The 13,449-nt window shown below is 51.0% G+C and carries 14 protein-coding genes; 5 read left to right on the forward strand and 9 right to left on the reverse strand.

Going from position 1 to position 13,449, the window contains the following annotated elements:
- Positions 1-70 precede the first annotated feature (70 nt).
- From asd to efpL, 3 genes are all read left to right on the forward strand, one after another.
- Entirely contained in the window at positions 71-916 is an 846-nt protein-coding gene (gene asd / locus ACQY8X_RS06720) for an archaetidylserine decarboxylase (protein ID WP_428034373.1), read from the forward strand.
- A gap of 139 nt (positions 917-1,055) precedes the next feature.
- On the forward strand, positions 1,056-2,096 hold the full coding sequence (locus ACQY8X_RS06725) for a YgfZ/GcvT domain-containing protein (protein WP_428034374.1): 1,041 nt from the start codon (positions 1,056-1,058) through the stop codon (positions 2,094-2,096).
- Between the two features lie 138 nt (positions 2,097-2,234).
- Complete coding sequence (gene efpL, locus ACQY8X_RS06730; protein WP_428034375.1) at positions 2,235-2,801, forward strand: elongation factor P-like protein EfpL; 567 nt, start codon at positions 2,235-2,237, stop codon at positions 2,799-2,801.
- A gap of 173 nt (positions 2,802-2,974) precedes the next feature.
- Here efpL and ACQY8X_RS06735 read toward each other — a convergent pair whose 3' ends face one another.
- The 3 genes from ACQY8X_RS06735 to ACQY8X_RS06745 all read right to left on the reverse strand — a co-directional run bounded on the left by ACQY8X_RS06735 (position 2,975) and on the right by ACQY8X_RS06745 (position 5,464).
- A complete protein-coding gene (locus ACQY8X_RS06735) occupies positions 2,975-3,529 on the reverse strand; it encodes a hypothetical protein (protein ID WP_428034376.1) in 555 nt (184 codons plus the stop codon).
- A gap of 163 nt (positions 3,530-3,692) precedes the next feature.
- Positions 3,693-4,472, reverse strand: a complete 780-nt coding sequence (locus tag ACQY8X_RS06740) for a class II aldolase/adducin family protein (protein ID WP_428034377.1) — start codon at positions 4,470-4,472, stop codon at positions 3,693-3,695.
- Between the two features lie 23 nt (positions 4,473-4,495).
- Entirely contained in the window at positions 4,496-5,464 is a 969-nt protein-coding gene (locus tag ACQY8X_RS06745; protein ID WP_428034378.1) for a TauD/TfdA family dioxygenase, read from the reverse strand.
- 512 nt (positions 5,465-5,976) lie between these two features.
- Between ACQY8X_RS06745 and ACQY8X_RS06750 the strand changes: the two genes are divergently transcribed.
- On the forward strand, positions 5,977-6,501 hold the full coding sequence (locus ACQY8X_RS06750) for a MarR family winged helix-turn-helix transcriptional regulator (RefSeq protein WP_428034379.1): 525 nt from the start codon (positions 5,977-5,979) through the stop codon (positions 6,499-6,501).
- Positions 6,502-6,621: 120 nt separating this feature from the next.
- Here the strand turns inward: ACQY8X_RS06750 and ung are convergent, their stop codons facing one another.
- The 4 genes from ung to prfB all read right to left on the reverse strand — a co-directional run bounded on the left by ung (position 6,622) and on the right by prfB (position 10,731).
- Positions 6,622-7,311, reverse strand: a complete 690-nt coding sequence (gene ung / locus ACQY8X_RS06755; protein WP_428034404.1) for a uracil-DNA glycosylase — start codon at positions 7,309-7,311, stop codon at positions 6,622-6,624.
- A gap of 18 nt (positions 7,312-7,329) precedes the next feature.
- Complete coding sequence (locus ACQY8X_RS06760; RefSeq protein WP_428034380.1) at positions 7,330-7,779, reverse strand: hypothetical protein; 450 nt, start codon at positions 7,777-7,779, stop codon at positions 7,330-7,332.
- 102 nt (positions 7,780-7,881) lie between these two features.
- A complete protein-coding gene (gene lysS / locus ACQY8X_RS06765; protein WP_428034381.1) occupies positions 7,882-9,384 on the reverse strand; it encodes a lysine--tRNA ligase in 1,503 nt (500 codons plus the stop codon).
- Positions 9,385-9,636: 252 nt separating this feature from the next.
- Positions 9,637-10,731 carry a peptide chain release factor 2 gene (prfB, locus tag ACQY8X_RS06770; protein ID WP_428034382.1) on the reverse strand — a complete coding sequence of 365 codons (1,095 nt, stop codon included), beginning with the start codon at positions 10,729-10,731 and terminating at the stop codon, positions 9,637-9,639.
- A 213-nt stretch (positions 10,732-10,944) separates the two neighbouring features.
- Between prfB and nhaD the strand changes: the two genes are divergently transcribed.
- Complete coding sequence (gene nhaD, locus ACQY8X_RS06775) at positions 10,945-12,390, forward strand: sodium:proton antiporter NhaD (RefSeq protein ID WP_428034383.1); 1,446 nt, start codon at positions 10,945-10,947, stop codon at positions 12,388-12,390.
- A 57-nt stretch (positions 12,391-12,447) separates the two neighbouring features.
- Here the strand turns inward: nhaD and fldB are convergent, their stop codons facing one another.
- A complete protein-coding gene (gene fldB, locus ACQY8X_RS06780) occupies positions 12,448-12,966 on the reverse strand; it encodes a flavodoxin FldB (RefSeq protein ID WP_428034384.1) in 519 nt (172 codons plus the stop codon).
- Between the two features lie 37 nt (positions 12,967-13,003).
- Positions 13,004-13,333 carry a phasin family protein gene (locus tag ACQY8X_RS06785; protein ID WP_428034385.1) on the reverse strand — a complete coding sequence of 110 codons (330 nt, stop codon included), beginning with the start codon at positions 13,331-13,333 and terminating at the stop codon, positions 13,004-13,006.
- Positions 13,334-13,449 lie beyond the last annotated feature (116 nt).

Below are 13,449 nucleotides of genomic sequence, written 5' to 3' on the forward strand. Positions count from 1 at the left end.
GACAAACCCGTTTCAGAACACTTATTAATAAAACTCTATTTTTATCGGACGATATTTCGGAAACCAGACTGTGAAAGATTCCCTGTTTATTCTGCTGCAACACCTTTTGCCTCAACATCTGCTGTCACGGGCGGTAGGTTATCTGGCTGAAAGCCGCTGCAACTGGATCAAGCGCCCTTTTATTAAGCTATTTGCCAAACAATACCGGGTAAATATGTCCGAAGCACTGATCGAAGACCTGGATCAGTTTGACAACTTTAACGCCTTCTTCACCCGCGCACTGAAACCCGGCATGCGCCCGCTGGATGACGCCGCAGTGGTATCCCCCGCCGACGGCGCGATCAGTCAGATCGGTGCAATCGAATATGGCCGTATTCTGCAGGCAAAAGGCCGCGGTTACGGACTCAGCACCCTGCTAGGCGGGCACGCTGACCTGGCGGAGCAGTTTATCCACGGCCACTTTGCCACCATCTACCTCTCACCCAGCGATTACCACCGGGTACATATGCCGGTCACCGGCACCCTGCGGGAAAGTATCTATGTGCCCGGAGACCTGTATTCAGTCAACCAAACCACCGCTAAAGGGGTCGACAACCTGTTCGCCCGCAATGAACGACTGGTGGCAATATTTGATACCGAGCTGGGACCGATGGCGATGATACTGGTCGGGGCGATGATCGTCGCCGGAATTGAAACGGTATGGGGCGGTCAGGTCGCCCCGGTAAAGAAAAACAGCTGGCGTATCGACCATCAAAAACCGGTTGAGCCCGTTATACTGCAACAGGGTGAGGAGATGGGGCGTTTTAAGCTGGGCTCTACCGTTATTCTGCTGTTTGGCAAAGACGCAATAGAGTGGTCAGAAACACTGAAAGCGGACGATCCGGTTCGCCTGGGACAGGCGATAAGCGGCTCGTGAACAAGCCGTTCAAGAACGTCACTGCGTGACTCGCTAGACGCGGCTTCGCCGCTTGCTGGTGGCTAGAAAAAGATTAAACAAGCCACTATAGGTTAGCAAGCGCTTACATACACAAACTTACACTTTTTCAGGTTATATTATGAGCTGGTTAGAAACGCTTAATGCGCTGGGTGTTCAGGTTGATGAGCGGGGAAACTACCAGGTTTCAGCCGCAAAGAACAGCGATGCGACAGTCACGATCACCCCGCTGACCCATCTGGGTCTGTTTGATGTGATCGGGCCGGATGCGGAGAAATTTCTTCAGGGTCAACTCTCCTGTGATGTAAAAAAAGTCAGCGCGGGTAAAAGCCTGCTGGGTTCGCACTGCAATATCAAAGGCAGTATGGTTAGCCTGAGCCGGTTGATGCCGGTTGCAGGTGGCTTCTGGCTACGCACCGAGCGGTCGATTCTGGACACCGCGATGGCCAATCTGAAAAAGTATATGATCTTCTCCAAAGCACAGAGCCAGGACCGCTCAGATGAGATCGTTGGCCTGGGAATCAGTGGTGCACAGGCCAGCGCGCTGCTCTCTGCTCAGGGGTTGAGCATCCCCGCCGCAAACGACGATACGACCCCTGCTAAAGGTGGCGTGCTAATCAGGGTGCCGGGAGATCGGTTTGAGTTGTGGCTGCCAGCAACCGAGGCAGGCCCCCTGTTAACCTCGCTATTAACAGCGGCATCACTGACAGATACCGACAGCTGGAAGCTGGCAGAGATTCGCAGCGGTATCCCCTCGTTGCAGACAGAAACCCTGGAAACCTTTATCCCCCAGATGACCAATCTGCAGGTCTTTGAAGGTGTCAGCTTCTCCAAGGGCTGCTATACCGGCCAGGAAGTTGTCACCCGCCTGCAACACCGGGGCAAGCTCAACCGGCCGATGTACCGACTGGCGTTTACCGCGGATCAGGCTCCCGCCGCCGGGACGGCAATCAATACACCAGACCGTGCTGGCGTCGGCACCGTGGTCAGCGCAGCAATGAGCACAGACAATGGAGGCGAACTGCTGGCGGTGATTCTGAAAAGCAGCGTTGATGATGACAGTGTCATACTGACGCTGGAGAACAACGAACAGCCACTGGAACGACTGGACCTGCCCTATGAGCTCGACCCTGAGCTTTTTGAGCGGCCCCAGCGACTTTGAGCGGCAACACCAGTGGACAAACCCCGACAACCTGCCGGGCAGAGATCATCTTTATGCAGAAAATGTTTGCCGCCCCATTTTTTCCAACTGAAGACCTGATTATACTACGCTTACATTTTTATCCTGGAACAACAGATCATGCCAAAAGCTAGCGAAATAAAAAGAAATGCCGCCATCGAAATTAACGGCGAAGCCTATATTGTTAGGGATATCGAGCGCTCGGTTCCTCAGGGGCGTGCCGGAGGCAGTCTCTATCGTATGCGGATGTACAATGTTGCCACCAATGCCAAGATAGATGAGACCTTTAAAGATTCAGATATGCTGACGCTGGCTGATCTGAGCCGTCGCGCGGCCACCTTCTCTTACGCTGACGGCGATGAGTATGTCTTTATGGACAGTGAAGATTACACCTCCTACAGCATGAACAGATCAGCGATTGAAGATGAGTTGCTGTTCATTACCGAAGATCTGCAGGGGATGCATGTGATGGTACTGAACGATGTACCCGTGGCCCTGGACCTACCTGGCATTGTCGAGCTTGAAATCATCGAAACCGACCCATCAATTAAAGGTGGTTCTGCTACGGCCCGCACCAAGCCAGCGAAACTGTCTACCGGACTGGTAGTGCAGGTACCGGAACATATCTCCACCGGCGACCGCATCAAGGTTAATGTCGAAGAGCGTAAATTTACCGGCCGCGCCTGATCACATAATGCATTAATAAAAAACCGCCGAATCAGGCGGTTTTTTTCTATTGAGTAGCCCCCTGGATTTTACCTTTTCTGCAAATACAGCGTTGCACTTTCCTATAGGCCTTTCGATTGCAGAGGTGAGCAAAACAGCCTTAACAGGCTGGTTCTAGCAAGACTAGCAAGTTTCTAACTCCTTCCCAGTTTACGCCTGAGGCGCATACTGGGCCCAACCTGAGCTTCCGGGTGAGGTGTTTGCAAAATAACCAGCTCGCCATCGACAAAGTCCTGCTCCATCCCCAGCATAATCGCCGAAGCGTTATCCAGATGCAGCACCAGCAACGCATCATAGTTCAGGGATTCTGAGGGAATATTCAGTTCTGCTGCGACAATGTCGATCAGTTCCCGCTGCTCATAGAGATCAATAGAGGAGACCCTGGCAGCCGCAGGCAGACTGATCCAGCTGCACTGTTCAGGGCGTGGGACAACCGCGTCAACCTCCTTAACCACCAGACTGCCGACAGTAAAACCATCGGCAAACGGGTGCCGCTCAACGCTCACCTCAATCCACTGTTCATCGCTCAACCGGAATCGCAACCAGCAGGCGCGGTTCATATCCTGCCCCAGACAGGTATGCAAGCCACCCGCCCAGATCTCATCCAGACGCAGATCCAGTAACTGGGAAAGAGTCTCCAGGGCATCTGTATCCAGATGGAATACTTTCAAACGAACCGTCTCAGGCATAGGGAGTCTCCTTTCAGTCGACAGACAAACTTCGCCGCTGGCTAGTGGCTAGTGGCTAGTGGCTAGAAAAAGCGTAACACAATCAGCAGTTTACTGTATCCGTTTTTTAAAGTTCCTGATCTTCCCAGCCACCAACAGGCAAAAAGCGCCGTCCGGTCTGGCTTCACCAAGATGCCCCCCTTTCAGCAATCATCTTTCGCACCATTGCATCGTAAAATTTGACTGCAAAGCCACTTTCCGAGATCAACTGCTGAGTCAAGCTCGCACACCGGGACTTAACCTCATCCAAAAGCAGATTATCTTCGCCACCAAGAGCACCAGCAGCCAACTGAATTTCTGCCGCACGCTGTACCGTCCAGAGCAAGAAAAAGGTTCGCTCAATATCCGCTTCGCCTACCGCAACACCATGGTTTCGAAGCACTAAAATGTGCTTATCACCTAAGCTTTTGAGCATACGCTCCCGCTCTTCCCTGAATAAAGTAATACCCTCAAACTCATGGTAACCAACCCGGTTATATAGCTGCGCACCATAAAAATCATCATGCCCAAACCCCCTCACTTTCTGTGCTATGGCAGAAACCTCATTGGTATGAGTATGCACTACACAGTGGATATCGCTACGCGCTCCGTGGATGGCGCTGTGCAGGGCAAAACCTGCCGGATTCGCGTCATATTCAGAAGGTTCAACCTTATTTCCTTCCAGGTCAACTTTAAGCAAATTTTGCGGCGAGACTTCTGTGTAGTTAAGACCAAAGGGATTAACTAAATAGCAGCCCTCCTCACCCGGAACACGAGCGGATATATGATTAAAGATGGTCTCTGTCCACCCAAAAAAATCTACCAAATGATAACAATATGCCAGCTTTACCCTTAGCTCCCATTCGCCAGCCGACATACCTTCCGGGCAAGCGAATCTGACATCCACATCATCAGTTTTATACATGGCATTACTTCCTAGATACAGAGTTAATCAGAAAAGCCGTTCCGGCCTGGAAAAGAAGGGGCAAGCTCTCGCGCATTGGGCATTTTCAGCCAGAGACGGACAAGCTTGCGGTATCGATCAGGCTCTTCATAATCCTCGAACCCGGTTCGAGAGTGAAGCACCATGTAATTGTTAGCAAACTGGATATCGCCCGGCTCCAGCATCATGTCGAGCTTAACCTCGTTGCGGTGCATGATATCGTCAAACAGATCCATCGCTTCAATCTGCTTCTGACTCAAGGGCACGCCCTCAATATCGTGTCCAAGCTCAATATACTGGCGTAAGTAACGACAACTGAGCTTGCCTTTGTGATAACTGAAGATAGGCGACAACGTTGGTTTTTCATCACCCAGGTGAGCAAAATAAAACGGTTGATACAGCACATCCAGGAGGTCAGGCGCCTCATCCAGGATCGTATTATAGATAGTTGCCGCACTGACCAGGCTGCTCATCCCTCCCTCCCTGGCTTTTTTAATCGACAACAACCCTACCACATCGGACAGGTCTGTGTGGTAAGGCAGATAGGCGTTGGTCTCATAAACCCGGGTATTCTTGTCGTTAAGATCACCGACATTGATCACCATACCGAGCAGGTCGCCTTTAGGATTCTGCTTCACAGCCTGGCCAAGATGTAAGCCCAGACCGTAATAGATAGACTGTAGCTCACTCTCATCATAGCGATCCGCATTTAGCCCTCTTATCAGGATAAACCCCCGCCCCTCTTCTAACTCATCCAGAATGCGCTCAATGCCTTCCTGCATTTCAGCAATGGGGAAGTCACTTTTTTCAAACATCGGCGCCTTAATGCCCTGATCATTCAGGTGCTTCAGCGCCAGATCAAGCACCTCCTGCTCCTTTTCTGAAAGCAAATAGACCCACGACAGGTTCGATTTAAGGCTATCCCCATCCCAGGCAGCTTGCCCATTAATTTTCTGCCCATAACGATTAATCATAAAATACTCCTTCAGTATTCAAAATGCGGCGCATGACGCTCCTACATACCGGCTTGAGTCCATGTAACAAAAGCCCACACCGACCAAACAACATGGGCTGGCATTAACCTGCTCCCATTGGAAAGTGAGAACTGACAAGCGAACCATAATTAAATATAGTTTCACATGCAACTATTTTAGAAATACCTGAGAGTAGAATATCGACCTAAAAAGCAAAAAAATAAGGCAGCATGTCGATAAAACCCACAAAAACAAGAAGGATTGCAAATTTATGCAAAACACCTATGAAATTTTATGTTTCATATAAAACATAAAAGCTCTACACATAGTCAAATAGACGATCAATTGAATAGTCAAAAGACGCATCAAGAATATCGGCACCTACAGCTGCCCGCATAAACCCGCTAAAAGGAAGCTGTTCACGCTTTACTTAAAACGAATAATCTTTATCCTAACGACTTGTACTCAATTACTATTGAGTTAATTAAAAACCGACTCAAGTATCATCGTAGATGAAAGATAAATACCAAAGCCCACTTGATCTGGAACAGATGTTAGCGGCAAAGCTGACTCGCATCAGCAGCACTCTGGATCATTTCAGCAATTATTATTATTCCGAAGTTTTCCCAGAAACAAACCTGAACGATGCACGTTATCTGCTTATCTTAGGAGCAAGAAAAGAAGCCTCTGCTGTAGATATCGTCAAAGCAATGAATTTTGACAAAGCAACCGCCAGCAGAAATATAAAAAAACTTATAAATCAGGGACTTATAATAAGAAAGACCGACCCATCTGACGCTCGTCGCAACCCCCTGACCCTGAGTAAAAAAGGCCAGGCGATCTATGATGAAATCAGTCAGTCGCTCAGATTAAGAAATGAAGCCGCTTTAGCCTCTCTATCACCCGGCGAAGTAACAATATTCTTTGAAATACTCGATAAGCTACAAGCAAGTGCAAATAATCGATTACAAAAAATGAATAGCGACAAGCAAGATCCCGCCATCGATTACACCACCTCCACGATAATGCAGCCTTAACAAGCCGTAGTTCGAAGTGCAATAATTCAACTTAACGTAACGCCCTATTACCGCTCTTTCTAGCCGTGAAAAGCCACCAGCAGGCGCGCAGCGCTGTTCTGACAAGCGACGAAATCGCGTCTAGCTGCTAATGTCCCCCGGGAGCTGCCAGTCAACCGGGCGACGACCATGAGCCGCAAGATACCCATTCGCCTGACTAAAATGTTTGCAGCCAAAGAAGCCGCGGTAAGCGGCCAGCGGCGAAGGGTGAGCAGATTTCAACACCAGATGACGCTGCGGATCGATGACGGCGCCTTTTTTCTGCGCATAGCTACCCCACAGCAGAAAGACCACATGTTCACACTGTTCATTCACGGTAGCGATCACCCGGTCGGTAAACTGCTCCCAGCCCCGTCCCTGATGGGAGGCCGCCTGTGAATCCTCAACCGTGAGCACAGCATTCAGCAGCAACACCCCCTGCTTTGCCCAGCTTTCCAGATAACCATGATTTACCGGTGTAACGCCCAGATCACTTTGCAACTCTTTATAGATATTCACCAGCGAGGGGGGTGTTTTGATACCCGGACGTACCGAAAAACAGAGTCCATGGGCCTGATCCGGCTGATGGTAGGGGTCCTGCCCGATAATCACTACTTTCACCTCATCCAGAGGCGTTGCCTCCAGGGCATGAAACCAGTGACTTGAATGGGGATAGATAATTTTTTTAGCCGCTTTCTCCTGCTGTAAAAACTGTTTCAGCTGTTGCATATAGGGGGCATCAAACTCAGCATTTAACCAGGGTTGCCAGCTGGGGGCATTTTCCAGTGCCATCACACAATCCTCACTCATTCAGTTATCACCACAGTCACGAATTTTTATATTAACCTGACCCTGCCATATTTCGCGAGTCAGGGTTTTACCATAGATAACCGAGTAATAACGTACTTTACCCGGCGCATGGGAGATGACTCCAGAGATCAGGATGACCAGAATGTAGATCCAGGCCTGGGGCTGGGAAAACCAGTAAATACCGGTCACCAACAATATCAATTTGAACAACACCAGCTGGCCACGCAACTGATACAGCCAGATAGCATCAACGTACAGCTCCTTTAGCACCATCAGTATGCCGCTACCAACACCAACAATCAGGTAGGGCAACCAGACCGTCTGCGGCTGATGAAACAGATAGGCACCACCCAGCCCGGCAATTCCCACCAGATGTAATGAGCGCAGTATAATGCTGATCCAGCGTTTACCGGGCAGATGGCGTTTCTGTTGCGGTATTAACCAGCTCATACAGATATTCCTGAAGGCATATTCCTGACGACAAATTCCTGAAGAAAAAAGGGCCACCCGTGGGCAGCCCTTATAGATTAACCGGTTCGGTTCAAAGACGCATCAGCCGCGGGGACGCATCGCCGGGAACAGGATAACATCACGAATCGATGCAGAGTCGGTGAACAACATCACCAGGCGGTCGATACCGATACCTTCACCTGCGGTTGGCGGCAAACCATATTCCAGGGCGTTGATGTAGTCGGCATCGTAGTGCATCGCTTCATCATCACCGGCATCTTTTTCAGCCACCTGTGCCTGGAAACGTTCCGCCTGATCTTCAGAGTCATTCAACTCGGAGAAACCATTGGCCAGCTCGCGGCCAGCAACAAAGAACTCAAAGCGATCGGTCACAAACGGATTGGCATCGCTACGACGAGCCAGCGGTGATACCTCAGTCGGATACTCAGTGATAAAGGTTGGTTGCTGCAGACGGTGCTCAACGGTCATTTCGAAAATCTCGATCTGCACCTTACCCAAGCCCCAGCTGTCCTTCACATCGATATCCATACGCTCAGCAATCTGCCGGGCAGCATGGTCATCCGCCAGGGCTTCTGCGGTGATATCCGGGTTATAGTGGAGGATAGAATCAAATACGCTGAGACGGGTAAACGGCTTCTCAAGATCGTATTCAAAGGTTTCCAGAATCTCGCCATCTTCGTTGCGCACAGTGTTGACGATGGTCGTGGTGCCCAGTACGTTCTGCGCCACGGTGCGCAGCATCTCTTCGGTCAGGTCCATCAGATCATGGTAGTCCGCATACGCCTGATAGAACTCAATCATAGTGAATTCAGGGTTGTGACGGGTCGACAGACCTTCGTTACGGAAGTTACGGTTGATCTCAAACACCCGCTCAAAACCACCGACAACCAAACGCTTCAGATACAGCTCCGGCGCGATCCGCAAAAACATATCCCGGTCCAGCGCATTGTGATGGGTAATAAACGGACGTGCACTCGCACCGCCAGGAATCACTTGCAGCATCGGCGTTTCCGCTTCGATAAAACGTTTTTCCGTGAGGAAGTTACGAATACCGGCTACGATTTTCGAGCGGGTTTCAAATACTTTGCGTGAGTGTTCGTTGGTAATCAGATCAACATAGCGCTGACGATAGCGCATCTCAGTATCCTGCAGACCTTTGTGCTTATCCGGCAGTGGCCGCAGGTTTTTAGTCAGCAACTGATACTCACCCAGGTCAACGTACAGGTCGCCTTTACCCGACTTATGCAGCACACCGGTCACACCGATGATATCACCCAGATCGAGCGACTTGGCAAACGCGCGTGCTTCTTTATTGACATAAAACTGAATCCGCCCGGTCATATCCTGCAGTACACCAAAGGCACCACGGTTGAGCATCACCCGGCCCGCAATACTGACGGTAATGCCCTCTTCCGCAATCTCCTCCTTCGATTTATTGCCATGCTGATCCTGCAGATCCTGAGCATAACTGTCACGACGGAAAGTGTTTGGGAAAGCGTTACCCGCTTCGCGCAGCGTGTTGAGTTTTTCACGACGCTCCGCAATCAGGCGGTTTTCATCTTGCGGCTGAATAGTTTCAGACATTTTATGTGCAACCTTTAATGGTTAAATCTTTAATTCCAGAGATCGCTAAATCACAATCTCTTCATATTTGCTAAATCGCTTAAGCGTTACGCCAGCGAGCGCAGCCACTTAAACGCGGTGAAAGCGTTATAAGCGCAGGGCTGACAAGGCAAAAACATGCGAAACAGCGGAGCCTACGACTGCAGGTGAGCATGTTGAGCGCGTTTTTAACGCCGTCAGCACAAGCGCAATAGCTTTCTCAGTGTTTAAAACTTAAAGTCCGGCCTTCAGACTAGCCTCAATGAACAGATCCAGATCGCCATCCAGCACCTTATCGCAGTTACTGCTCTGTACACCGGTACGCAGATCTTTAATCCGCTGGTCATCCAGCACATAAGAACGGATCTGGCTGCCCCAACCGATATCGGCCTTGTTATCTTCCTGTTCCTGCGCGGCTTCGGAGCGTTTCAGCATCTCCATCTCGTACAGTTTTGCCCGCAGTTGCTTCATACAGGTGTCTTTGTTCTGGTGCTGCGAGCGCTGACTCTGGCTCTGCACGACGATGCCTGACGGCCCGTGGGTAATACGCACTGCGGATTCAGTCCGGTTGACGTGCTGACCACCTGCACCAGAAGCGCGGTACACATCCACCCGCAGATCGGCGGGGTTGATATCGATCTCTACATTGTCGTCGATCTCCGGGGAGACAAACACCGAAGAGAACGAGGTGTGACGACGACCGCCGGAGTCAAATGGTGATTTACGCACCAGACGGTGAACCCCGGTCTCGGTACGCAGCCAGCCAAAGGCATAAGCGCCCTGAAAACTGATAGTCGCGGACTTAATACCGGCCACATCACCGGCCGAACATTCCAGCAACTCGGTTTTGAAACCCTTGTCTTCGCCCCAGCGCAGATACATCCGCAGCATCATCTCCGCCCAGTCCTGCGCTTCAGTACCACCGGAGCCCGCCTGAATATCCAGATAGGCGTTGTTAGCATCCGCTTCGCCAGAGAACATCCGACGGAACTCCAGCTGGTTGAGCAACTCCTCCAGCTTGGCAACTTCGCTGCGTACTTCCTCGACGGTATCTTCATCATCTTCGTCAACCGCCATCTCCAGCAGTTCACGAGCATCGGTTACCCCAGCGGTCAGATCATCAATGGTTTGCACCACACCTTCCAGCATCGCGCGCTCCTTACCCAGCGCCTGCGCCCGCTCGGGCTCACTCCAGACAGCAGAATCTTCCAGCTCCCGATTGACCTCTTCCAGGCGTTCCTGCTTCTCCGGGTATTCCAGATAGCCACGCAGCACCTCGGTACGTTCGGTTATATCTTTCAGGCTGTTGATGATCGGATTGATTTCCATCGTAATCGCTTTACTCTCTCTATCTGCGCTGACTGCGCTATATCTGCACCGGGGCGGCTTCTGCACCAAAGCGGGACCGTTTAAAAAGGCAGCATATTTTACCCGATTCCCCGGCAGCTGTGTATCCAAAGGACTGAAAAAACTCGACTTCCGCCCCGTTTATCAGCAAGAATTAGGGCCTCCAAAGGGAACCTTGAGATAATCGATAACAATATGTATCCCCTGACGATCCTGTTCTGCCTGCTTTTCTCTTTACTTCCGACCTCCCTGATGGCCGCCGATGGGGGGGGTCACGCTTATACCGATAGTTTTATCGGCATCATCTGTGTATGCATTTTTCTGATCAGTTACCTGTTTGTACTCGGCGAGGAGTATTTTCACCTGCGCAAATCGAAACCGGTGATTGTTGCCGCAGGCCTGATCTGGCTGCTCATTGGTCTGGCCTTTACCCTGCAAGGAGATAAAGAAACCGCCGCCGCAGCGTTCCGACACAACCTGCTTGAGTATGCTGAACTGTTTTTCTTTCTGCTGGCGGCGATGTCCTTTATCACTACCCTGGAAGAGCGACAGCTGTTTGCCGCCCTGCGCTCCTGGCTGATCTCCTGCAAACTCACGCTGGTGCAGATCTACTGGGCGACGGGGGCACTGGCGTTTTTCCTTTCGCCTATCGCCGACAACCTGTCCACGGCACTATTGATGGGCGCCGTGGTCATGGCCGTGGGGCAGCAGAATATCAAGTTTGTTACCGTAGGCTGTATCAATGTCGTGGTAGCCGCCAATGCGGGCGGGGCCTTCAGCCCCTTTGGCGATATCACCACGCTGATGGTATGGCAGAAAGGAGTGATCGGGTTCGGTGGTTTTTTCCTCCTGTTTATCCCCGCCATTATCAGCTGGCTGGTGCCCGCTGGCCTGATGTCATTTGCCATCGAAAAAGCCAGCCCACCGCCAGAACAGCGTAATGAAAAGCGCAGTATGAAACCCGGCGCGCTCCAGGTTCTGCTACTCTTTCTGCTCACCATTCTACTGACGATCAGCAGCCACAGTGTCCTTAACCTGCCCTCGGTGCTGGGGATGATGACCGGACTGGGCATTCTGAAACTGTATGGTTATTACCTCAGCCGCTTTGACACCAACATCCGTGATACCGGCCATATCCATAATCACCACATTGATAATCTGACCGACCTGCGGCAGATGAAAGGCGATCACACCGATGTTATCCGCCGCTTTGATATCTTTAAGGTGGTGGAACGCTCATCCTGGGATACGCTGATGTTTTTCTATGGCGTGGTACTGTCGGTGGGGGGATTAGCAACGCTGGGATATCTGGGCTTACTCTCAGATCTGATTTACAGCAGTTTAGGCCCGACCCTGGCCAACAGCCTGATCGGGATACTCTCCTCACTGATCGATAACATTCCGGTGATGTTTGCCGTCCTGACCATGCAGCCCGAGATGTCGACCAATCAGTGGCTGCTGGTCACCCTGACGACCGGCATCGGCGGTTCACTGTTATCCATCGGTTCTGCTGCCGGTATCGCCCTGATGGGACAGGCGCAGGGGGTATATACCTTTTACACCCATCTTAAATGGAGCTGGGCTATCGGGCTGGGATATCTGCTGAGTATCGCCGCCCACCTGTGGCTGAATGGCGCCTGACGGCTACCCGGCAGTTAATTAAATCAAGACGCCCGGATTATCTATATTGTTCAGCGTTCAGAGCGCAAACGCTTCCATCACCTGGGGTACCCACTGGGCGATTCGGTCAGCGGTCAGCTCACTCTGACAATCTTCATCCAGTGCCAGGCCGACAAAGTAATCCTGACTGGCATTCAGCGCTTTAGACTCCTCGAAGTTGTAACCATAGATCGGCCAGTAGCCACACATAGTGGCACCCCGACTAACCAGTTTGTCATGCAGTGCCCCCATCGCATCGAGAAACCACTCACCATAGCCAACCTGATCACCCAGACCAAACAGTGCACATTTAACCCCTTTCAGGTCAACGTCATCCAGTTCAGCCCACACATCAGACCAATCCTCCTGAAGCTCACCGTAATCCCAGGTGGGAATCCCCAGAATCAGATAACGATACGCAGTCAGTTGCTCCACCCCTTCGGCGGCCAACTCATGAATATTCACCCGTTCAAGGCCAACGTAAGCCGCTATCAGCTCCGCACAGCTTTCCGTGTTTCCTGTTGTTGAGCCGTAAAAAAGCCCTACCTCTTTACTCATTGCGTCTCACTTAATTCATCAGATCAGAGCAGAACAATTATCGCTTTGGAGCAAACGCATCGAAGGCATCACCCGCCAGCCGCTCAACCGATTCCCGGGCGTTATGCAGTGCCTTGAGATTTCTGTCATTCGCCTGTTTCAGTGTTTCTTCAAGCTGGGCAGCATATTCCTGCTGCGACCGGATCAGCTCCTCGGCAGAGTTGCAGTTCTGCATCTGCCGGGTTTGTGCCACAGTGGCGTCAATACAAGCCTTAGTACACTCCATCTGCTGCCGGGTAAGCTCTTCCAGCATTTTTGTCTGGATATTCACCAGCTCTTTGAATGGACCGATAGACTGACTCAATACTTTAGACATATCTTGAAACATAACAATATCCTCACTCGCCACTCGGCAGTGCTTTAGAAAGCCAAATATTACACGCTGTATGATTTAATCTGCCAGATGAATAGTTTACGATGAACCACTGTCCGGCCACAAACAGG

The organism is Amphritea sp. (genome assembly GCF_050300915.1).
GTDB lineage: Bacteria > Pseudomonadota > Gammaproteobacteria > Pseudomonadales > Balneatricaceae > Amphritea.

Coding starts and splice junctions, on each gene's coding strand:
- ACQY8X_RS06725 (WP_428034374.1), top strand. CDS start 1,056: ATGAGCTGGTTAGAAACGCTTAATGCGCTGGGTGTTCAGGTTGATGAG.
- efpL (WP_428034375.1), top strand. CDS start 2,235: ATGCCAAAAGCTAGCGAAATAAAAAGAAATGCCGCCATCGAAATTAAC.
- ACQY8X_RS06735 (WP_428034376.1), bottom strand. CDS start 3,529: ATGCCTGAGACGGTTCGTTTGAAAGTATTCCATCTGGATACAGATGCC.
- ACQY8X_RS06740 (WP_428034377.1), bottom strand. CDS start 4,472: ATGTATAAAACTGATGATGTGGATGTCAGATTCGCTTGCCCGGAAGGT.
- ACQY8X_RS06745 (WP_428034378.1), bottom strand. CDS start 5,464: ATGATTAATCGTTATGGGCAGAAAATTAATGGGCAAGCTGCCTGGGAT.
- ACQY8X_RS06750 (WP_428034379.1), top strand. CDS start 5,977: ATGAAAGATAAATACCAAAGCCCACTTGATCTGGAACAGATGTTAGCG.
- ung (WP_428034404.1), bottom strand. CDS start 7,311: ATGGCACTGGAAAATGCCCCCAGCTGGCAACCCTGGTTAAATGCTGAG.
- ACQY8X_RS06760 (WP_428034380.1), bottom strand. CDS start 7,779: ATGAGCTGGTTAATACCGCAACAGAAACGCCATCTGCCCGGTAAACGC.
- lysS (WP_428034381.1), bottom strand. CDS start 9,384: ATGTCTGAAACTATTCAGCCGCAAGATGAAAACCGCCTGATTGCGGAG.
- prfB (WP_428034382.1), bottom strand. CDS start 10,731: ATGGAAATCAATCCGATCATCAACAGCCTGAAAGATATAACCGAACGT.
- nhaD (WP_428034383.1), top strand. CDS start 10,945: ATGTATCCCCTGACGATCCTGTTCTGCCTGCTTTTCTCTTTACTTCCG.
- fldB (WP_428034384.1), bottom strand. CDS start 12,966: ATGAGTAAAGAGGTAGGGCTTTTTTACGGCTCAACAACAGGAAACACG.
- ACQY8X_RS06785 (WP_428034385.1), bottom strand. CDS start 13,333: ATGTTTCAAGATATGTCTAAAGTATTGAGTCAGTCTATCGGTCCATTC.